The sequence below is a fragment of the Myroides gitamensis genome (assembly GCF_029894455.1).
In the GTDB taxonomy this organism is placed as follows: domain Bacteria; phylum Bacteroidota; class Bacteroidia; order Flavobacteriales; family Flavobacteriaceae; genus Flavobacterium; species Flavobacterium odoratum.
Genome location: NZ_JARYHN010000001.1, coordinates 3,195,117 through 3,216,467, shown reverse-complemented (window position 1 = coordinate 3,216,467; position 21,351 = coordinate 3,195,117). Strand labels below are relative to the sequence as shown.

At 37.6% G+C, this 21,351-nt stretch carries 17 protein-coding genes and 1 pseudogene; 13 read left to right on the top strand and 5 right to left on the bottom strand.

Annotated features, from left to right (window positions below; translation table 11 throughout):
* Positions 1 to 24 precede the first annotated feature (24 nt).
* On the bottom strand, positions 25 to 435 hold the full coding sequence (locus tag M2306_RS14270) for a hypothetical protein (protein ID WP_259187420.1): 411 nt from the start codon (positions 433 to 435) through the stop codon (positions 25 to 27).
* A gap of 236 nt (positions 436 to 671) precedes the next feature.
* Here M2306_RS14270 and M2306_RS14265 point away from each other — a divergent pair, with 236 nt between their 5' ends.
* The 12 genes from M2306_RS14265 to atpG all read left to right on the top strand — a co-directional run bounded on the left by M2306_RS14265 (position 672) and on the right by atpG (position 12,114).
* Entirely contained in the window at positions 672 to 2,144 is a 1,473-nt protein-coding gene (locus tag M2306_RS14265; RefSeq protein WP_259187423.1) for a DUF5687 family protein, read from the top strand.
* An 8-nt stretch (positions 2,145 to 2,152) separates the two neighbouring features.
* The gene (locus tag M2306_RS14260) at positions 2,153 to 2,854 is read left to right on the top strand and encodes an ATP-binding cassette domain-containing protein (RefSeq protein WP_115092139.1); all 702 of its coding nucleotides are present in this window, start codon (positions 2,153 to 2,155) and stop codon (positions 2,852 to 2,854) included.
* A gap of 343 nt (positions 2,855 to 3,197) precedes the next feature.
* The gene (gene porW / locus M2306_RS14255; protein ID WP_445482714.1) at positions 3,198 to 5,870 is read left to right on the top strand and encodes a type IX secretion system periplasmic lipoprotein PorW/SprE; all 2,673 of its coding nucleotides are present in this window, start codon (positions 3,198 to 3,200) and stop codon (positions 5,868 to 5,870) included.
* A gap of 14 nt (positions 5,871 to 5,884) precedes the next feature.
* On the top strand, positions 5,885 to 6,265 hold the full coding sequence (locus M2306_RS14250) for a bactofilin family protein (protein WP_002988847.1): 381 nt from the start codon (positions 5,885 to 5,887) through the stop codon (positions 6,263 to 6,265).
* The gene (locus M2306_RS14245; protein ID WP_060874641.1) at positions 6,265 to 6,477 is read left to right on the top strand and encodes an AtpZ/AtpI family protein; all 213 of its coding nucleotides are present in this window, start codon (positions 6,265 to 6,267) and stop codon (positions 6,475 to 6,477) included. The genes M2306_RS14250 and M2306_RS14245 overlap by 1 nt, the downstream gene beginning before the upstream one ends.
* A 4-nt stretch (positions 6,478 to 6,481) precedes the next feature.
* Entirely contained in the window at positions 6,482 to 6,895 is a 414-nt protein-coding gene (locus tag M2306_RS14240; RefSeq protein ID WP_115092141.1) for a DUF6168 family protein, read from the top strand.
* Between the two features lie 89 nt (positions 6,896 to 6,984).
* Entirely contained in the window at positions 6,985 to 8,163 is a 1,179-nt protein-coding gene (gene atpB / locus M2306_RS14235; RefSeq protein WP_115092142.1) for a F0F1 ATP synthase subunit A, read from the top strand.
* Between the two features lie 62 nt (positions 8,164 to 8,225).
* Entirely contained in the window at positions 8,226 to 8,420 is a 195-nt protein-coding gene (locus M2306_RS14230; RefSeq protein WP_060874638.1) for an ATP synthase F0 subunit C, read from the top strand.
* Positions 8,421 to 8,520: 100 nt separating this feature from the next.
* Positions 8,521 to 9,021, top strand: coding sequence for a F0F1 ATP synthase subunit B (locus M2306_RS14225; RefSeq protein WP_002988857.1), 501 nt, complete (start codon positions 8,521 to 8,523; stop codon positions 9,019 to 9,021).
* Between the two features lie 7 nt (positions 9,022 to 9,028).
* Entirely contained in the window at positions 9,029 to 9,565 is a 537-nt protein-coding gene (gene atpH, locus M2306_RS14220; protein ID WP_002988860.1) for an ATP synthase F1 subunit delta, read from the top strand.
* A 43-nt stretch (positions 9,566 to 9,608) separates the two neighbouring features.
* A complete protein-coding gene (gene atpA / locus M2306_RS14215) occupies positions 9,609 to 11,183 on the top strand; it encodes a F0F1 ATP synthase subunit alpha (protein WP_115092143.1) in 1,575 nt (524 codons plus the stop codon).
* A gap of 67 nt (positions 11,184 to 11,250) precedes the next feature.
* The gene (gene atpG, locus M2306_RS14210; RefSeq protein ID WP_115092144.1) at positions 11,251 to 12,114 is read left to right on the top strand and encodes an ATP synthase F1 subunit gamma; all 864 of its coding nucleotides are present in this window, start codon (positions 11,251 to 11,253) and stop codon (positions 12,112 to 12,114) included.
* Positions 12,115 to 12,302: 188 nt separating this feature from the next.
* Here atpG and M2306_RS14205 read toward each other — a convergent pair whose 3' ends face one another.
* Both M2306_RS14205 and M2306_RS14200 read right to left on the bottom strand, forming a co-directional pair.
* Positions 12,303 to 14,270 carry a DUF5689 domain-containing protein gene (locus M2306_RS14205; RefSeq protein ID WP_259187444.1) on the bottom strand — a complete coding sequence of 656 codons (1,968 nt, stop codon included), beginning with the start codon at positions 14,268 to 14,270 and terminating at the stop codon, positions 12,303 to 12,305.
* A 12-nt stretch (positions 14,271 to 14,282) separates the two neighbouring features.
* Positions 14,283 to 17,121, bottom strand: a pseudogene (locus M2306_RS14200) (TonB-dependent receptor).
* 124 nt (positions 17,122 to 17,245) lie between these two features.
* Here M2306_RS14200 and M2306_RS14195 point away from each other — a divergent pair.
* Entirely contained in the window at positions 17,246 to 18,313 is a 1,068-nt protein-coding gene (locus tag M2306_RS14195) for an endonuclease/exonuclease/phosphatase family protein (RefSeq protein ID WP_115092147.1), read from the top strand.
* 60 nt (positions 18,314 to 18,373) lie between these two features.
* On the opposite strand, the gene M2306_RS14190 is transcribed toward M2306_RS14195, so the two are convergent.
* Together M2306_RS14190 and M2306_RS14185 are read right to left on the bottom strand one after the other, a co-directional pair.
* Positions 18,374 to 19,855: a DUF5689 domain-containing protein gene (locus M2306_RS14190; RefSeq protein WP_259187447.1), complete on the bottom strand. Its 1,482-nt coding sequence runs from the start codon at positions 19,853 to 19,855 to the stop codon at positions 18,374 to 18,376.
* A gap of 10 nt (positions 19,856 to 19,865) precedes the next feature.
* A complete protein-coding gene (locus M2306_RS14185) occupies positions 19,866 to 21,218 on the bottom strand; it encodes a TonB-dependent receptor (protein WP_259187448.1) in 1,353 nt (450 codons plus the stop codon).
* Positions 21,219 to 21,351 lie beyond the last annotated feature (133 nt).

Sequence of the window (21,351 nt, the reverse complement as noted above, 5' to 3'; positions counted from 1 at the left end):
AGGATGCAAGGACTTGGTTTCTACCTATTTTGAGGCAGTAATTCCATTTTTTTCTGCGTATGCAAGCTTGGCTAATGCTTCATCTGTTATACTTTTAGCAGGGAACGCGAAATTTTTATCATAAAGCTTATTACCCTGAAAGTACGTAAGCATAAAGGTATTGTGTAAATCAAAAATAGCTTCATCTAATAGCTCTACTTTGATGCATTCACCTGCTGCTAATGAGGGAAAAGCATGTCTGAAAATACTTGAATTTCTCTTTTCTCCATTCAGTTCTCCTTCTGCTTTAGAAACAACTAAAATAGCTTCGATGATTTCTTGTGTATTGTTAAATAGATAAGCATACCAAGCATCTTGTAAAAAATCTTCGTTATACTCCTTTACAACTGCAATTTCAACATTTTTTACTTCTGGTATTTCTATGTCTTTTTTCATGGGAATAAAATTTGGGCAAAGATAAAATTATTTCTGCGATTCTACTTTTTGTTTTGAAATCAAAGTTTGGCCTGATGTTTGGTATATAGAAACTAATAATGATAGTTTTTTGGTTTTAGTTTTGTAAAAAGCCTTTCACGCCATCGCGTGAAAGGTTTTTTTTTGGAAAGAGTTAAAAAAGCTGTAACGTTTCACTTAAGGGGCATACTAATGAGGTAAACTACTAAAAAACAAGTATGATGTACAACTGGTTCTTTACTTTAGAGCGGAAGCGTTTAGCTAGAGGAAACAAGAGCAATATGGATATTGTGATTCTCATTTTCAAGTGGCTCGCTATTATTTATTTTGCCGCTATGATGTTGCTTGCTGGAATTGCGACTTATCACGGCATTCAAGAATATTTCACTACAGCAACTCCCATCGAAATGGTAAGTCGCTACCTGATTTATTATTTTGCAGTGGAACTGATGTTTCGCTTTTTCTTGCAAAAAGGACCTGTAGCAACGATAAAACCCTATCTGATTCTCAATATTCCGCGTTCAAAGATTGTATCCTTTTATGTAGGAAAAACGTTTTTGAGTGCATTTAATATCGTACAATTGTTCTTCTTAATTCCATTTGCCATTGTTGCGATTGTGGAAGGAGAAAGTGGAATTGCAGTTTTAGCGTGGACACTTGCGGTCTACAGTATTGTATTTATGATGCATTGCGTCGCGATTCTAATGAGTGCTTATGCACCGGTATTCTATGGGGTAATCGGATTTGTAGCGCTTTGTTTTGGGTTGCAGTATTACGATATTGTCGATCCTACTTTATATACCCAGTATTTTTATGTTGTACCTTATCAATATCCACTAAGTGTGATTGGGTATTTCTTGCTTTTGGGAGTCTTCGTTTGGAGTACCTATCGTTTCTTTCTTAAGCGAATGTATTTGGACGATTTAGAAAAAGTACGCATCAAAGAAGGGATTGCATTAGAGATGAGTTGGCTAGACCGCTTTGGTCGCTATGCGAGCTTTTTGCGCAACGATGTTCGTCTGATTGTCAGAAACAAAAGAGCTAGGGTAACGGTATTGATGAGTGTTATTTTTCTTTTCTATGGGGTCTTTATGTTTAATACATCAGGAAAGGAAGCGATGCCAATGACTTTTGCTGTGTTTCTTGCTTTCTTCTCAACAGGAGGATTCTTAATGCTATTTGGACAATATGTACCAAGTTGGGATTCTTCTTACTATCCGTTGCTGATGACGCAAAACGTATTATACCGCGATTACCTCATGTCTAAGTGGTTAATTATCGCTTTGGGTACGCTCGTTTCGACGATACTGTGTTTCTTCTATATTTTTGTGGACATGAAGTTGTTCTACTTGATTCTCGCTATGGGAATCTTTAATATAGGAATCAACGGTTATTTTGTTCTTTGGGGAGGAGCATACCTCAAAACGCCAATGGATTTAACCGCAGCAAAAAATGTATTTGGAGATAAAAATGCATTTAATCTTCGCGTGATGCTTATTAGTATGCCTAAAGTATTGCTACCTCTTATCTTTTATTTTATCGGTTCGTTTATCTATCCGTTTTGGGGAGGTTTTGTCTTGTTGATTTTAATCGGATTAGCAGGAATGTTCCTACACAAACAAGCGTTCCAATTTATTGAAAAAATTTACACCCGTGAAAAATACGCAGCACTAGCTGCTTATAAAAAATAATAACTGTTATGATACAAGTAGATAATTTACATAAAATATATAATGGAGCTACGGTTCTACAGCTAGAGGCATTAACCATTGGACAAGGTGAGAGTATTGGTTTGGTTGGGAATAACGGAGCTGGAAAAACAACCTTTTTTAGCTTGTTACTCGATTTGATTCAACCCAGTTCAGGACATATTTATTCCAAAGGACAGTTGGTTTCTTCTTCGGAACAATGGAAAAACTATACCACCGCTTTTTTAGATGAGACGTTTTTGATTGGTTATTTAACAGCAGAAGAATATTTCGTCTTTTTAGGAAGTTTACGCGGTTGGTCTAAGGCAGATGTTGAAGCTTTTGTTTTAGAACACAGCGCGTTCTTTAATGGAGAAGTGTTGAATCAAAAGAAATACATTCGCGATTTTTCTAAAGGGAATCAAAAGAAGATTGGAATCATCGGTGCTTTTATTGGAAATCCAGAATTGGTCATCTTAGATGAACCTTTTGCAAATCTCGATCCATCTACGCAAATTCGATTGAAAGAATTGGTGAAACAAAAACGAGCAACTCGTACCATGACAATCATCATTTCCAGCCATGATTTACAACATACCTATGAAGTATCCGATCGTATTATCGCCCTTGAAAAAGGAGTGCTAAAACACGATGTATTGACTGAAACGTTAACATATCAAGAACTAGAAGGCTTCTTTAGTACAGTAAATTAAAAAATAGACCGCACAATATCCTACAACAGCGCTCCCAAACGGGGCGCTGCTTTTTTTGTGTTTTGTTACGCAATTTTATGATTTACATTGATTTATAATCGCCTTTTCTTTTGTATTTTGCATAGATTTATTTTGTGCCTTTAAGCAATCATTCGATGCGAAAGTAAAAACGTTGAGGTGGATTAATTCTCTGTAAAGAGTAATTTACCTCCCGTATTCGTGGATGATACCCCTTAATTTTTAACAATATTTGCATAAAGTATTAAAAAGTGATGTATTTTTACTGTCTTGTGAATAATATTAGAGTAAAAAAATAGTTGTTATATAAAGTTTAACCTAGATATTGAAAACAAATTTTGTCATTCGGATAGGAGGAATTATCCTGCTAATTATATCTTTTATAGCGTGTTCTGTAAAAAAGGATAAGATGTTGAATCGAGGATATCATGCTTTAACAACAAAGTACAATATTCTATTTCACGGTGATGAATCTTATACGGAAGCACTCGACGCTTTGAAGGAAGGTTATTTTGATGACTATTGGGAAATCTTACCGGTAGAGCGTATTCAAATTGAAGTTGACCCAGAACGAGAATTTGAAAAAGGCGTATCCCTCGAATCTAAACAGGGGAGTATCTTAGACAATTTAGCGGTAGCCGGAACAGACTTAGGGGCTCCAGAAAGCACGGATGGCCAAGGATTCACGCGAGCTGAAAACAAAGCAGTAAAAGCAATTCAGAAGCACTCCATGTATATCAAAGGGAGAGAGCGCAACAGCCAAATGGCGAATGCGTATTTACTCTTGGGGAAATCGCGTTATTACGATGGACGTTTCGTACCTGCTCTAGAAGCCTTTAACTATATTCTATACAAATATCCAGATAGTGATTTAATTGGAGAAGCAAAAGTGTGGCGTGAGAAAACAAATTTGCGCTTGCGTTATGATGACTTAGCGATTAAAAACTTAAAAGAATTATTGCGTGAACGCAAAGGACGATTAAACAAACAAGTGGAATCGGATGCCTATGCGATGTTAGCGCAAGGGTATATCAATCTCGAGCAATTAGACAGTGCAAGTACAGCATTGAAATCAGCCGTGGGGTTGGTATCCAATCAAGAAGAGAAAGCAAGATATAACTATATTTTAGGCCAGTTAAATGGGCGCTTAGGCAAAAAAGAAGACGCTACGCATCATTTTGAAAATATTATTGAGATGAATCGCAAGGCGCCGAGAACCTATACGGTGCATGCGTATGCAGAGATTTTTGAATTAACAGGGGCAAAGCAAACAGATTCTGTGGCCTTTTTAAAACAATACAACAGCTTGTTGAAGGATCGCGATAATCGACCATATCTTGATGTGTTGAATCGTCAAGTTGGACTTTTTTACCGCGATATCGGAAAAGAAGAAAAGGCACTTGCATATTTGAAAACGGCGGCTAAAGAAGGAAGAGAAGATAAACAGCTGAAAGCGAGAAACTTTTTGAGCATTGCGGATATTTATTTTAATTCTGCTGGATATGCAGTAGCTGGGCAATATTATGACAGTGCTTTGGCATTATTGCCTCCGAAAGCAAAAGAAACCTTTCGCATTAGCAAGCGTAGAGAATCGTTACGCGAAGTGGTTGACTTAGAGGTGGTCGCACATAAAAACGACAGTATCCTGCGTTTAGTTGCCATGTCACCAGAAGAGAAAGATGCTTATTTCCAGACGTTTATTGATGAATTGCGCAAGGAGGACTTTAAAAAAATGCAAGCGAATTTGGGCACAAAAAACAATTCGGGCGCAGACTTTTTTAATGTAGTCAATTTTGGTGAAGCCATTGAGAAATCATTTGGAGAAACCAACTTCGGAAGCATGGGCGGAAAGACAACGTTCTATTTTTATTCCAATCAAGCGTTGACCCGTGGGCGACAAGATTTTAAACGCCGTTGGGGAAATCGAACCTTAACGGACAATTGGAGATGGAGCGCCATGCAGTCTTCGATGAATATGAATAATGAAGAGGAGGAGGAAGAAGCGTTAGCTGAAAATCAGAAGAAGGAGAAAAAACAAGACGATTTTGTAGATCCACGTTATCAATTGGATACTTATGTGGGTAAAATCCCTTCAGATAGTACCCAGATAGCCAAGTTAAAAGAGGATAGGGATTTAGCTTATTTTGAATTAGGAGCGATTTACAGCGAGCGTTTTGGAAAGATTGATGAAGGAATCGATCGATTGGAACGATTGTTGACCTTTGATCCTAAAGAGCGATTGATTTTACCTACGATGTACAAGTTGTATAAGCTTTATCAAGAAAAGGATCCAGCAAAAGCAGCCCAGATGAAAGCGCAGATTATTGCAACTTATCCGGAATCGAGATATGCGAAATTGATGCAAAACCTAAGTGTAGGCAGCGATGGTGATTTAGCGCCAGAACAAGTATATACGGGAATTTATCAAGTATTCAAGGCAGAAAATTATGAAGAGGCCAAGGCGATGATGAAGCATGCACTGGAAAGCATTGACGATGCGTATGTCAGCAAGTTTGAGCTATTGAATGCCATGATAATTGCCCGAACAGAAGGAGTGAAGAAATACAAAGAAGCCTTGAATTACTTAGCCTTGACGTATAGCTCAACGGCAGAAGGTAGAGAAGCTTCTCAATTGTTGGAACGCGTAATACCTGCTTTAGAAGGAAAACAGTTTGCAACAACAGATTCAAGTAATTGGAAAATAATCGTTGCTGTACCAACAGAAAAAATAGCTGATTTTGCAACGATAAAAGCCAATATGCAGCGTTTGGCAGGTGTAGAGTCGGGCACAGGATTGAAATTTACAGAAGATTATTATACTACTTCTGCGAAGATATATGTCTTACATGGTTTTAAATCCAAAGTAGAGGCAGAGCGAATGATTGGTCGTTTGGGCGATGATCCGGCTTATATCCCAATTATGCAAGAGGATTATAGCGTCATTCAGATTAAAAAGAATTTAGAGGAATACAAGGCTCCAGGAATTGTGGAGCCCTAATAAATGTGTTTACAATGTTTGATAAATCGAAAAAGAAAGCAAAAGGAACAGGATTAGATTTGTTGGGACAAACAAATCGTATTGTTGAAGGGACAACGATCAAAGGCGATATTGAAGCAATAGCGGATATTCGAATTGACGGGGTCATTGAGGGGAATGTTGTGGTTAAAGGACGATTAGTGCTGGGACCTATAGCGAGAATTGTGGGGAATATCAGTTGTGAAAACAGTGAGATTGAAGGTGAAATAGTAGGAAATATTCTCGTGAATGATTTGCTTACTGTAAAATCTGCTGCTCGAATCAAAGGCGATATCAAAGTAGGGCGCTTAGCGGTTGAACCGGGTGCCAAGATTGATGTAAAATGCCAGATGGTTGGCAATGAGCAGTTATCCTAATGACAGAAAAGAAATCACCCAATAAGTGGTTGTCTTTAATTAATATCCCCATCCAGATGGGGATAATTATTTATTTATCACACCGTTTAGGTGTCTGGTTAGATGGAAAGTACGAGTTGGAAGGAGGAATTGCAAATAAAATTTGTACGTTATTGGGAGTAGGATTAGCTTTGTACCAAGTTATTAAACAAGTCAATCAGTTAAATAAATAAAAGAATGGATAAAGAAACCGTACAAATTGGATTGAAACTTTTTATTGGTTTAGTCGTAGTATTTGCTTTGCATTATGCCGTTGTGGCTTTTACCGATGCAGGAGATTCGCTAATCGAGCTCGGATATAGCTTAGAAAAGTTCTACGGATTTGAATTTATCTTTTCCATTATCATCTTTTTTGCCATGTTCGGAATCAAAAATAGCCTGCCTAATAATTTGGGTTTTGTCTTCTTAGGATTCATCACAATGCGATTAATTGCGAGTTATTTATTCGCAAAAGATGGATTAGATCACGAAATGATTGACGAAGGATTTAAATACAATTTTTTAGTGATTGTGTTGGTTTTCCTTGGCGGGGATGCATTTATCGCCTATAGTATTTTAAATAAGAATACTACGTCAAACGAAACTAAGTAAAAAAAGTTTGATATAAAGGTATGATAATACAAGAATTATTGTACTTTTGCACAAAATTTTAGGAACCAAAATATTCAAGAAGTTAAGATATGGTGACTCTCAAGAAATCACTGAATTTATTAGCAGCTGTTTTATTTACAGCCTCGTCGGTATTTTCGTACGCGCAAACTACTACTCAAAAGCTTGAAAACTCAATTCAAGAAGCTGAGAAATCTATTGAAGAAACCCTTGAACACGTTGAAGGGCATGAAATAGAAAAACCTGCTGAAATGACTCAAGCTGAGAAAGTTCAAGCTCATATTACGCATCACTTGGCAGATGATTATTCTTTTATCTTCTTCTCTGATGAAGAAACAGGTGAAAATTACGGTTTTTCATTACCAGTCATCTTAATTGACAACGGTCTTAAAATCTTTATGTCTTCTGAATTTGACTTTGGAAAGAAAGTAGTTGAGAAAGACGGACAATTCTACAAGTTATATCACAGTAAGATATACAAAACTGATGCTGAAGGTACAATTACGTATGATGAAGCACACCATCCTACAAATGAGAAACCACTTGATTTCTCTATCACAAAGAACGTAGCTTCTTTACTTTTTACTACAATTTTAATGTTTATCCTTTTCTTAGGGTTAGCAAAAACATACAAAAACGGACCAAACAATTTACCAAAAGGAATCGCAAGAGGATTAGAGCCATTAGTGCTTTATGTTCGCGATGAAATGGCAGTGCCAAATATTGGTAAAGCAAAATACAAAAAGTTCATGCCGTATTTGCTGTCTGTTTTCTTCTTGATTTTCATTTTGAATATCTTGGGATTAACTCCACTAGGATTTAACGTTACAGGTAATATTTCAGTAACAGTATGTTTGGCAATTTGTACGTTCATTATCGTTCATTTTTCTGCAAACAAAGATTACTGGAAGCACATGTTCTGGATGCCAGGAGTTCCAGTACCAATGAAATTGATGTTAATGCCAATTGAGATTTTAGGTGCAATTATTAAACCGTTCTCATTAATGGTGCGTTTATTCGCTAACATTACAGCTGGTCACTCGGTAGTATTCGGATTAATTGCGATCATCTTCGTTATGAAGGAAGCATTAGGAACTGGAGGAGCAATCGGAATCGGATTCTTCTTATCTACATTCTTAGTTGTATTAGAAATTTTAGTTGCTTTCTTACAAGCGTTCATCTTTACTATGTTATCGTCATTATTTATTGGTATGGCTGTAGCAGAGCATGATCACGAAGAAGCACATTAATCAAAGAGAAAATAAAAATAGAGTATAAATAAATTTGTTTAATTAATATTAAATTCAATACTATGACAATCCCAACTATCATTGGTGCAGGTTTAATCGTAATCGGAGCTGGTTACGGTTTAGGTAAAATTGGTTCTTCTGCAATGGACGCTATTGCTCGTCAACCAGAAGCTGCTGGAAAAATCCAAACTGCAATGATTATCATTGGAGCTTTATTGGAAGGTTTAGCATTCGGTGCTTTAATCTTAGGTAAATAATCCAAGTCAGTACAAAGAGTTTATCTGCAACGGTTGGTTGCAGGTAAACTTCTTATTTTAATTAAACAAAATCAGATATTAAAAAGTATAATTTTAGATAATGGATAAGTTAATTAACGATTTCAGTTTTGGACTATTTTTCTGGCAACTAATTATTATGATAGTAATTGTTGTTATCTTAGGAAAATTCGCGTGGAAACCAATTGTAAATGCTTTAGAAGCTCGTGAAGAGGGTATTACTGATGCATTAGCAGCTGCAGAGAACGCTAAAAGAGAAATGGCTAATTTAAAAGCAGATAACGAGAAGTTATTAGCTGAAGCTCGTGCGGAGCGCGATACTTTACTAAAAGAAGCTCGTGAGATCAAAGAAAAATTGATTGCAGATGCTAAGACAGAAGCGGAAGCTCAGGGTGAAAAATTAATCGCTCAAGCAAAAGCTACAATTGAAAGCGAGAAAGCTGCGGCTATTCTTGACTTAAAAACGCAAGTTTCATCTATTTCAATTGAAATCGCTGAAAAATTATTGAAAGATCAATTATCTAACAAAGAAGCTCAAGCTAAATTGGTTGAGAAAATGTTAGATGATGTAAAATTAAACTAATATCACTATGGTAAGCACAAGAGCTGCGGCACGTTATGCAAAAGCAATGCTTGAGGTTTCTTTAGAAAAAGGAAATGTTGATGCTATCAATGGGGATATGATCCTTATTTCTCAATCAATAGCTCAAAGCAGTGAATTGAAGGTGTTTCTTACAAACCCGATTGTTAAAGATCAGTTGAAATTAAATGCTTTATTAGAAGTATTCGCTGGAGTTAATGAAGGAACGAAAGAACTATTCAACGTTTTAAAAGCAAATAGTAGATTTGGAATTTTAGAAGCAACGGCTTTAGCGTTTCAAAAACAATACGATTTGTATAAAGGTATTGAGAAAGTAACTGTTACTACAGCAATGCCTATTGATGCTAGTATAGAGGCTAAGGTACTTGAGAAAGTAAAAACTTTAGCTCCTGGAAAAGAAGCGGTAATTACAAATATTGTAGATGAATCAATCTTAGGAGGGTTTATCTTGAAAATTGGAGATATCCAATACAATGCTTCTTTAGCAAATCAATTACAAGTATTAAAAAGAGAATTAATTAAGTAAAAAAAATCACCGCACGAATTTTCGTGTATAAACATAGATAAAAATGGCGGACATTAAACCAGCTGAAATTTCAGCGATTTTAAAGAAACAATTATCTGGATTTAGCTCTGAGGCTTCTTTAGAAGAAGTTGGTACAGTACTAGAAGTAGGAGATGGAGTTGCTCGTGTTTACGGGTTAACAAATGCGGAGTACGGAGAGCTAGTTGTATTTGACAACGGATTAGAGGCAATGGTACAAAACTTAGAAGAAGATAACGTAGGTATTGTATTGTTAGGTTCTTCTGTTGGTGTAAGCGAAGGTGCTACAGTTAAAAGAACAGGTCGTATCGCTTCTCTACGCGTAGGAGAGAAAATGGTAGGACGTGTTGTAAATACGTTAGGACAACCAATCGATGGTAAAGGTCCTATCGAAGGTGATTTATATGAAATGCCATTGGAGCGTAAAGCACCAGGTGTTATCTACCGTCAACCAGTAACTGAACCATTACAAACAGGTATTAAAGCAATTGATGCAATGATCCCTGTTGGACGTGGACAACGTGAGTTAGTTATTGGTGACCGTCAAACTGGAAAAACTACGGTTTGTATCGATACAATTCTTAACCAAAGAGAATTCTATGATGCAGGTCAACCAGTTTACTGTATCTATGTTGCTATTGGACAAAAAGCTTCAACTGTTGCAGCGATCGCTAAAACATTAGAAGAAAAAGGTGCAATGGCATATACAATCATTGTTGCGGCTAATGCATCAGATCCGGCTCCAATGCAAGTTTACTCTGCTATGGCAGGTGCTGCAATCGGAGAATACTTCCGTGATACTGGTCGTCCAGCTTTGATTATTTATGATGATTTATCTAAACAAGCTGTTGCTTACCGTGAGATGTCTTTGATCTTAAGAAGACCACCGGGACGTGAGGCTTACCCTGGAGACGTTTTCTACCTTCACTCAAGATTATTAGAAAGAGCTGCTCGTGTTATTGGTGATGATGAAATCGCTAAAAACATGAACGACTTACCTGAGTCAATCAAACCTTTCGTTAAAGGTGGTGGGTCATTAACAGCTTTACCTATTATTGAAACACAAGCGGGTGACGTTTCTGCTTATATTCCAACAAACGTAATTTCGATTACAGATGGACAGATTTTCTTAGAGTCTGATTTATTCAACTCAGGGGTACGTCCTGCAATCAACGTAGGTATTTCTGTATCTCGTGTTGGAGGTTCTGCTCAAATTAAATCAATGAAAAAAGTAGCAGGTACATTAAAATTAGACCAAGCGCAATTCCGTGAATTAGAAGCTTTCGCGAAATTCGGTTCTGATTTAGATGCAGCTACAATGAACGTTATCTCTAAAGGTCAACGTAACGTTGAAATCTTGAAACAAGCAGTTAACGATCCTTATACAGTGGAAGATCAAGTAGCAATTATTTATGCTGGATCTAAAAACTTATTGAGAAATGTTCCTGTAAACAAAGTAAAAGAGTTTGAAAAGGATTTCTTAGAAGCTCTTAACGCACGTCACAGAGATATTTTAGATCAATTAAAAGCTGGTAAATTCGGTGACGAACAAACTAGTGTTTTAGAGAAAGTAGCTAAAGAATTAGCTTCAAAATATTAAGAATTTTTTGAAAGAGTCTAAGCTTGTCTAAAAGCTTATTCTCTTTCTGAATTATATACGTTTTCAAATGGCAAATCTTAAAGAAATACGCAATAGGATTTCTTCTATTGGATCTACAATGCAGATTACATCTGCGATGAAAATGGTATCTGCAGCAAAATTGAAAAAAGCTACGGATACAATTACAGCTATGCGTCCTTATTCAGAGAAGCTAACTGAGATTATTCAAAATGTTAGTTCTACTTTAGAAGGAGAGAATTCAAGTGTATATTCGCAAGTTAGAGAGGTAAAAAATGTATTGTTCATTACGGTAACTTCAAACAGAGGTTTATGTGGTGGTTTCAATGCTAACATTATTAAACAAATTAATGTATTAGCGAATACAGCGTACCAAGGAGCAAACATTGATTTATTGACAATTGGAAAAAAAGGAAATGATATCCTTAAAAAAACATTCCACGTTGTTGACAATCAAAGTTCATTATATGATCATTTTGATTTTGAGCATACAGCAGTTATTGCTGAGCATGTAATGGAAGCGTTTGTGAATGAGAAATACGACTCTATTCAAATTGTATATAACCAGTTTAAAAATGCAGCTACTCAAAATGTAGTTACAGAGCAATTTTTGCCATTATTGCCAATCGAAACTGAAGCAACTGCAGCAGCATCTGATTATATTTATGAGCCTTCAAAAGAGGATATCATAGAGACCTTGATTCCTTTGTCGTTAAAAACACAATTGTTCAAAGCAATTGCTGACTCTGTAGCGTCTGAGCACGGAGCTCGTATGACTGCGATGCACAAAGCAACAGATAACGCACAAGAATTGAGAAATGAGTTGAAATTAAGTTACAACAAAGCTCGTCAGGCTGCGATTACAAATGAAATTTTAGAGATTGTTGGAGGTGCAGAAGCATTGAAAAACTAATCGAAAAATAATTATACTTTTTAAAAGGCGCTCTTTGGAGCGCCTTTTTTGTTTGTATAGGGTTGTGGCTTCATTTCAACTTGTTTGTTGCTTAGATGCGTTAAAAAAGGGTATAGGGGGACGGTTTCTTTTGGGTATGGCAATAAAAAAAGCTCGGACGAGCCGAGCTTTTTAACTGTTGTTTCTATTTATTGAAAATAAATACTGTCGATTAAGAGTTCATAGGTTGAGCCACTTCCTGTTTTCAAAGAGAATACATCGCCACTACCTGTGCTGTTGTAAGCGGTGTCACTCAAATCTAAGGTTAGTTTGACCCATTGCCCACCAGTGTCAATTGTACCATTGTATTGGTTCGCTGTGGCCTTAGCTAGATCTAAATTTGTTGAGGCGATAAACCCTGCGTTAAATGGATCATATCCACCCGCAGGTTTATTTACGTTGAATGAAAGCGATTTTTTATCAGAGGTTCCTTTTACCCAAAGAACTAATTTCGTTTTTCCTTCTGGAACTTGTTTTCCATTGATGGTAAATACGAAGTCATTGGCCGTTGTAGTTCCTGATAGTTTCATCGCCGCTTTGCCATTTCGCCCTTCTCCTGGTGCTTGTGTAGCATACGATTTCAGACCATGTGTACTCAATTTACTGGTAAATTCATCCCAGTTGTTGAAGTTAGTCAACATATCCGCTTCCGTTGGCTCCGGGTCTACTGGGTCAACAGGACCGCCATCATCTTCAACAGGTGTTCCATCTTCAAATCGAATTTCATCAATGACTAAGTCATAATTAGCTTTGTTTCCATTTTTGAAGCTGATAAACGTTCTCGTTCCTTCCGTATGGTATGCCCCGTTGAAAGAGGTTAAATCCAAGGTGATTTTTACCCATTTACCTTGCGTGTCAATTTTACCATTGTATTTATTGGTTGTATTGTCTGGATTATTATCCATCGGTGTTTCATCGGCTACTACTACCTTACTGCGTGTTACATTTTCTAGGTTGTACGCTTTATAGTTGATACCATTAGTTCTGTGAATGTTGATGGATAAAGATCGTTCTGAAGTTCCCTTCATAAGGAAAGAAAGTTTCGTTGCATCTTTCGGCATTTTTACTCCTTGTACAGAGAAAAGATAACCATTTTGTTCTCTACTTCCTTTAATGGCTAAACCTGTTGAGTTTTTCCAACCTTGACCTTCTGCTTTTTGCCCTGTAGGGTCGCTCAATTGGTTGTTGAAAATCACACGAAGGAAATCATCCCATTTTTCGAAATCAGCGCCAGGGAAAGCTAAGAATTTACCTGGTTCAACTGGCCCACCGTCGTCTGGTATAAGAGGGTCTTTCGTTAAGTCAAGATCTTCAATGACACGTGGATAAAACTGAACATTTTTATTGAAAATATCATAGATTCCTGTGATATTACCACTTTTTGCTGGAATTTCATAAGAATGAAAATCATTTGCATAGGTGCTAGTTCTGATATTAAAAGTATTATCCTTATTGTCTACTACCGCTCTTAAGGTTTGCCCTTGCGGATCAACTTCTTTAGCGTCATATAATTTTTTTCCAACTAAGGAAGGGTCGAATTGCACATCTGTTACGGTAACTAATTTTCCTTTGTATTTTCCTTTGTCTTTTAGTAATTCTGCTACCGTTAGTTTGATAGTATAGTCTTCTATTTTGGCTTTTGTACAGTATTTACCAATATAAGCATTTACAGCATTTTTGGAAATATTGCTGATGTATTGACCGTTAATACCTCCTCCTATATTGATGATACTGTCATTGTTTTGGAGATATAATCCACCCAATTTTACATAAATAATTGTTCCTGGAGGATAGGCCACATAGCTATCTGATTTGTCTAAGTTGACAAGAAGCAACGATTGTGTTTTCTCATCTAGGACATGTAACTTATTGTGGAAATTCCCTCCTTTATTACTAGAAACGACAACTCCTCGAAGAATGTCTTTGGAATCTCCCATATAAGGGCTAATGGCATTTCCTTTTATCGTTGAATAAAGATCGTCGATGGTTTTCGTTATCGTAACTTGAGGCTCCTCACATTTTAGAGAAGGAACCGAAAAGTCATCATTCTTTGCACAGCTCGACACGAATAGCGCCGTAAGTACAGTGAAAAATATGGATTTTAAAATTGTTTTCATAGAGTAAAAGAATTAGAAGTTGTAGTAAACGTTGACTGAGAAGTTACGGCCATACCCATAGAAATACTTGTTGCCAAATAGGTTGTAGGGACCGCTATTGCGTTGTACTTCTTGCTTATAATTGGAGTTTCTTGCTTGTTCAAATCCTCCTGTTTTATATTCTTTATCAAAGACATTATTGATAGAAGCAAAGAATCCGATAATCGATCGATCAGGCATACGCCAAGATTTTCCTCCTGTGATATTCACAAGGGTAAAATCATTTAGTTTTTCTTGCTTTAAGACTCTGCGTAGCGTTTCATCTGATAAATCTTCGAAAGGATGCCCTGCATTGCTATTATCAATAACAAAGTTTTGCGTTCTTCTAATAGCAGATACATCAGTATAAGCATCTGCTAAATAGTTGATGTTTGCTCCGATGAACCAGAATTTAGGATCTCGGTATTCTAATCCAAAGGATAAGGCCGTTTGAGGTCCGTTGGAAAGTTTGTATTTTTTAAGACTTGTTTCTCCATAATCAAATGTTCTAGCGAGATTATCAGAGGATAGGTAAACGTTGGGATTATTGGTGTAGAATGCCTGTCCTAAGGCTGCTGCTGCAGTCGCTTTTACAGTTTGTGTAATTTGATATTCCGCACCGATTTCCAACCCTAATTGTCTTTTGTTGATGCCTGTTATCATTTCGGACACAAACGATCCTCCATTGTTGTATAAGGCGCCTTCTTCATCTACTAATCCTACACCATCTCCATAGTAATAGTTGATTTTGGTTCCATTTTTACTTTCTGATAAATATCCCGTTACTCTAGCTTTTATTTGTGGTGTTCGCAAAATATAACTCCCATCTACGCTAAAAATATCCTCATTATCCAAATTGGGAACAAGGTAATTATTCACTCGGATATTGGCAAAAGTACTTTTAATGGATGGAGCCTGACTGATGTAAGCAATGTTGAAATCAAGCGCATGTTTACCTGTTATATGAAAGGTTGCACCTCCTTTAAATCCAAAATTATTAAAGCTTTTGTTGTCACTTTTTCCATAAGAATCATTCATGTAAACAGGGTTTTTATATAACCCTTCTCTTTGATATGAGGTATACCCTATGTTTTGAGCCAAGTAAAAATCAAAGAAATCATAATCAAAGACCACTTGCGTGAAAACATTAATTACATCAGGCCGTAAGCTTGTAGTTGTAACCAAAACGATCACCTTCTTTCACTAGACGATTCGGACGATTGATGTCTTTATCTTGGAGCCCTGGTTTTTGGTACGTATCGATGTCCCTAAAGAAGGTTCCGCCTAATAAATCGGTTAATTTTTGGTAGTTATTGGAGTGTAATTTGCGGTAATTGACACCCGCATCTAAGGTTGTATTTGCATTGAGCTTCGTGCGAAATGTCGAATTAAATGAAAAGATATTTTCTTGTTGTCTATCTTCATATAGGACAACTTGACTTCCTTTATCATTTCCTGTATTAAGTTGATAAATAGAATTCCAATCTACTTGCCCTCCTTGACGGAAAGCTTCTCTATTTTGATCCGCTTGCCCCAAATAAGAAAGAGTCGCCTTTTTAAAGGGATCATTGTCATCTATATCGTCGAATTCCGCTGGGGACATTGCCCAATAACGCGGATCAATCTGAGTTAAATAGTAACTCGGTAAGTTTTTGTAATACGTCGGATCGGGATTTTGATTGTTCTGATAACCAAAACGACTATCCGCAATATGCCCGAATTGGTAAGAAGCAGTGGTAGTTAAGCTGCTTTTCTCATTGATATTCCAATAGTGGGTTAACATGAAAATAGGTTGCTCCACGTCTTTGTAGCGCGAATTTCGTTTATCTCCTTCTTGATATCCCCAATACGAATTGTATTTAAAGTCTTTGATATCGGCTTGTTCTTGGGTAATAGGAGCATTTTTTCCTCTTTTATTTTTCGCATATATAGCAGAAAAATTTAAGCTATGGTTGTCGTTGAATTTCTTTTCTACTGCGGCAAATAAAGAAGCTGCATGGTAATTACTTCCTTCCCAATAGCCTTCTTTAGCACCTCGATAAGAACCAGAGAAAACATAAGCCCATCCATTTTTATTCATCCCAGAAGAATGCGTGAAGGTTGGGCGCCAGTTATAATTCGTATTCGTTCCGGTGAATGTAGCCCGTGACCCTTTTCGAATATGAGAAGCCCGGGTAGAGATTGCTTGTGTTCCTAAAATACTACCAAACGTATAATCGGAAGGAGTGGAACCAGAAGAAAACTCCTGATTGCGCATCACGTCATTTAATCCTCCCCAGTTGCTGAATTGTGGACGACCATCTAACATTCTGTTCATCTCAATTCCGTTGATTAACGTCTTGCCATATTCGTTGTCAAGTCCCCGTACTCGAAAGAAAGCTTGTCCCCAGTTGAATGCTGCAACCTGTTGGAATGGGTCTTTCGTTGCTTGTAATAATCCCGAAGATGTATCCGAACCGGAGTTGTCATCGCTAAGATCATTTTCAGTCAGGGTGATAAAGCCTATTTGGGCTTGTGTCACCAAATCTTCTTCAATGAAAATGTCGCCTAAATCAAGGGACTGACCCGCTTGAGCGTCTATGGGAAACTGTTTGCTAATAAATCCTGGATAGGATATCACAACAATTTGGTTGCCCATCTGATTGTTTTCAAGAACAAAGATTCCTTCACCATTGGTTAGAGTAGAAATGTTTGAGCCAACTACTCGTGCCACTACAGCATTGATAGGGGTTTGAGATTTGGCATCAAGTACTTTTCCTCTAATCTCGTGATTGCTTTGTGCATACGTAAATGTCGATACTACACCAAGCAAAACAAATAAAAGTTTCCTCATAAGTACGATTATGTATTAAAGTGCTAATCTAAAAAGTGCGATACTTTTTATACTAGTAAAGTTAAGTTTTTAAGATAAAAACTGCTACTTTTGTAGGAAGTATTTTTGTAAATTACGTTAACTTATGAAGATTATGGTAAAAAAACTGATTTTATCGATATTTCTAGTAGGACTGGGTATAAACCTTCATGCACAAGAAAAAAAGTTTCAAATTCACACCATCGCATTTTACAATGTGGAGAATTTGTTTGATACCATTCGCGATCCTAAAATTTACGATGAAGAGTGGACTCCTGATGGGGCTCAGGCATGGACCAAGAAGAAATACGAAAAGAAAATTGATAATCTGACGCGCGTTATGTCCCAGATTGGCACGGATGAAAATCCAAAAATGCCAACCATTATTGGCGTTGCTGAAGTTGAAAATAGAGGCGTATTAGATGATTTAATTCACGCACCAGCTATGCAAGCGGGCACGTATGATATTGTACACTATGATTCGCCAGATAAACGCGGTATAGATGTAGGGTTTTTATATAATACGAAGCATTTTGTACCTACGCATACCTCTAAACACACGTTGTATATCTATGACCAACTGAAAGGAAAAAAAGAGGATCCCGCTTCTCAAAAGCGTATTTATACGCGTGATCAATTGTTAGTAACGGGATTATTGGATGGAGAAGAAGTACATTTTATCGTTAATCACTGGCCTTCAAGAGTAGGAGGTGAAAAAGCAAGTAGCCCCAATCGCGAGGCTGCCGCAGCGCTAAATATGAAAATTATCGACTCTTTGCAGACCATCAACCCCAAAGCTAAAATTATTACAATGGGCGATATGAATGACGGTCCTTATAATAAGAGTATTAAAAAAGTATTGAAAGCAGAGGGTGAGCGTAAAAATGTTCAACCTCAAGGATTGTTTAATCCAATGGAAAAAATGTCTAAGGATGGTTTAGGAACTTTAGCCTACCGTGATGCTTGGGATATTTTTGATCAAATGTTGCTAACAGAAGCCTATTTACAAGATGGATATGAGTCTTGGAAGTATTGGAAAGCTAAAATATTTAAAAAACCATTTATGGTACAAGAAACAGGGCAATACAAAGGATATCCTTTGAGAAATAGTCACAGTGAACCTGGATTTAGTGATCACTTTCCTGTTTATATTTATTTAATTAAGGAACAATAATAAAGAAAGAGCGGCTCCTGAGCCGCTCTTGTTTTTTACTCATAGATAGGATAGGTTGCTTTATTCTGAAAGGGGCTCTTCTTCAAAGCGAATTTCGTCTAGGATTAGGTTATAATCACTGGGTATTGTCGCTGTTTTGCCTCCAAAGCGAAACGTGAGAAAATCTCCTGCTCCCGTTGTGTTGTACCTAACGTTTTGTAACGGTAAGATGATTTTAATCCATTCACCCTGTGTGTCAATAGTGCCTTTGTACTTATTGACATTACCCTGTTGGTTGGTAAATGAGGTAGGCTGTATTATTTTACTGGTTGTGAGATGTTCCAAATTAAATGCAACATAAGCACCATCCGCTTGATAGAGATAAATAGACAAGGATTTCGCATTCGCTGTTCCTTTGAGTAAGAAAGAAATAGCTGTTGCATTTTGGGGGACTTGAACCTGTGTTATCGTAAAGGCATTTTCTGTTTTTGTAGGGGAACCTCGAAAAGCTAATCCCGTTGAGTTGTTCCACCCTTCCTCTATAGCTTGCGTAGCGAATTTTAACCCAGGGCGCTTGAGTACTCCAAGAAACTGTTCCCAATTTTCAAAGTCTGCACCAGGAAAGACCAACGATTGCCCCGGTTCAACGACGATGTGTACGGGTTCTTCTACATCTTCCTCCTCTTCTGTATCTTCCGAATCTGTCGTTCCCGTTTCAAAAGGGGATTGATCAAAGTTGAAATCCTCCAATACCCGAGGATAGAATTGAATTTGCTTACTGAATACATCCGCAATTCCGATAATAGTACCACTTTGTGCAGGAATAACGTAATCTGCAAAGTCTTTCGTTAATTTTCCTGTGCGAATATACAGGGTGTTCCCTTTTTGATCTACAATTTTGCGCAACGTATAGCCTTGTGCATCAACTTCTTTAGGGTCGTATAGTGTTTTACCAACCAATTTGCGATCAAATTGTACATTTTCGAGTAAAACCAAGCGACCCGTATAGGTTTCTATTTCTTGCTTTAAGGTAGCTAAGGAGAGTTTCGTGGTATAAACATCGAGATTTAAAGGCTCGCAGTACTTTTGAATGGTTGTGTTGATGGCATTTTTAGTAAGGCTACCAATGTATTTTTTACCCGCAGAAGAAGTGTAGATTCCACCGCCAATATTGAGTTTGCCAAAAGCATAGCTGTAGTAAAGTCCACGTAAAGCAATGGCAATTTTTGTACCTGGTGGAAAGGCGGTAAAAGAAGCTCCCATTTCCAGATTGAGGACTGCGGGTACTTGTGTAATTTCATCAACAAGGTGTAATTTGTTGTAGAAATTTCCGCCTTGATCGCTGGAAATGACAACTCCAGTCAAGACGTCATTAGTCTGACTAGGATACTGTTGAATGGTTGCGTCTGCTTGTACTTGCAACTGCTCAAGGGCGGTATTAGGCTCAAAGGTTGGCGCAACACAATCAAGAGTAGGGAGTGTAAAGTTGTCGTTTTTAGCACAGCCAAGTAATAGTAAAGCTGTGAAAATGAGCGTGAATATTGTTTTTTGTAGGATTTGCATGGGTGGGAAATTAAAAGTTATAGTAAACCTGAATAAAAAAACTACGTCCATAGCCAGACCAATATTTGGTGCCAAACATCGGATGATCTCCTTTGGAACGGGCGAGCTCTTCTGCATACGTAGCATTTCTCGCTTGTTCATATCCTCCTGTTCGGTAGGTCGTGTTCAAGAGATTTTGGACAGAAGCGAAGAAACCGAGAATGGTGCGATTCAACAATCGCCATGATTTACCTCCAGTTAAAGCAACCAAAGAAAAGGCAGGAAGTTTCTCTTGCTGCAGTATTCGATGTAATTCTTCGGAGGTTAGATCATCAAAGGCCTGTCCCACTTTTTCAGGATCCATAATAAAATTTTGCGTCCGTTTTAAAGATGCAACCTGCACAAAGGCATCCGCGAGATAATTAAAGGAAGTACTGATAAACCAAAAGGAAGGCGCTCGGTACTCTATACCCAAAGACAAGGCTGTTTGTGGACCATTGGCAAGGCGATAATTGGTCAGTTTGGCTTTTCCATAATCTATAGGTTTGGCAAGCTGATGCGTTTGTAGTTGCAATTGTGGATCATGCGTATAAAAAAATTGACCCATACCCGCTGCCGTTGTCATACGCAACGCTGGGGTGATTTGATAGGCTGCTCCAAATTCAAAACCAATATGGCGCTTGCTTACGTCCGTGAGAATCTCAGAAAGCAGTACCCCTTTTGTATCGCCAAGGCCTAAACCTTCTGTATAATACGTTGTTAGTTGCGTACTGTGACTGATGTTCGCGATATACCCCGTAAGTTTCGCCTGAAATTGGGCTGTTCTCAGGTTGTAACTAGCATCAACTCCCAACACAGTTTCTGGTTTTAAATGCGGAATGATGCTGTTGCTCCTTTGAATAATCGGGAAGGTATTGTGTACCGTTGGGGGTTGATTGTACCAAGCACCGTTGACACTGAAAATATGCTTTCCAGAAAGATAATAGGTAAACCCCCCTTTGAGCCCCAAATTATGAAACAGAACAACCTCACTTTTTCCAAAGGAAGTGGTGGCAAAAAGAGGATTCTTATATAGCCCCTCCCTTTGATAAGCAGTATAGTGTAGCTGTTCCGCAAAGTAAAAGCTCAAGCGTTTGTAATTGAACGTAAATAAGGTAAAGGCCTCTGCTTCCTCTCCCAAAATGCGGTAGTTGTAGCCATACGTATCGCCAAGGCGAATCTGCCGATTGGGATGATTCATATCGCTATCGCGAAACCCGATGTCTTGAAAGGAATCAATATCCATGTAGGAAGTTCCTCCCAATAAATCGACAGCCTTTTTAAAGTTAGAAGTGTTTAGTTTTCGATAGGAAATGCCTGCATCCAGGGTAAGATGATCCGTCAATAAGGTGTGAAGATTGGTCGTAGCAGCCAGCGTTCGATCTTCTTGTCTATCTTCAAAGAGGATGATTTTACTCTGTCCATTGAACTGTAGATTTTTTTGGTAGATACTTGCCCAATCTAGTTGTCCCTCGCGG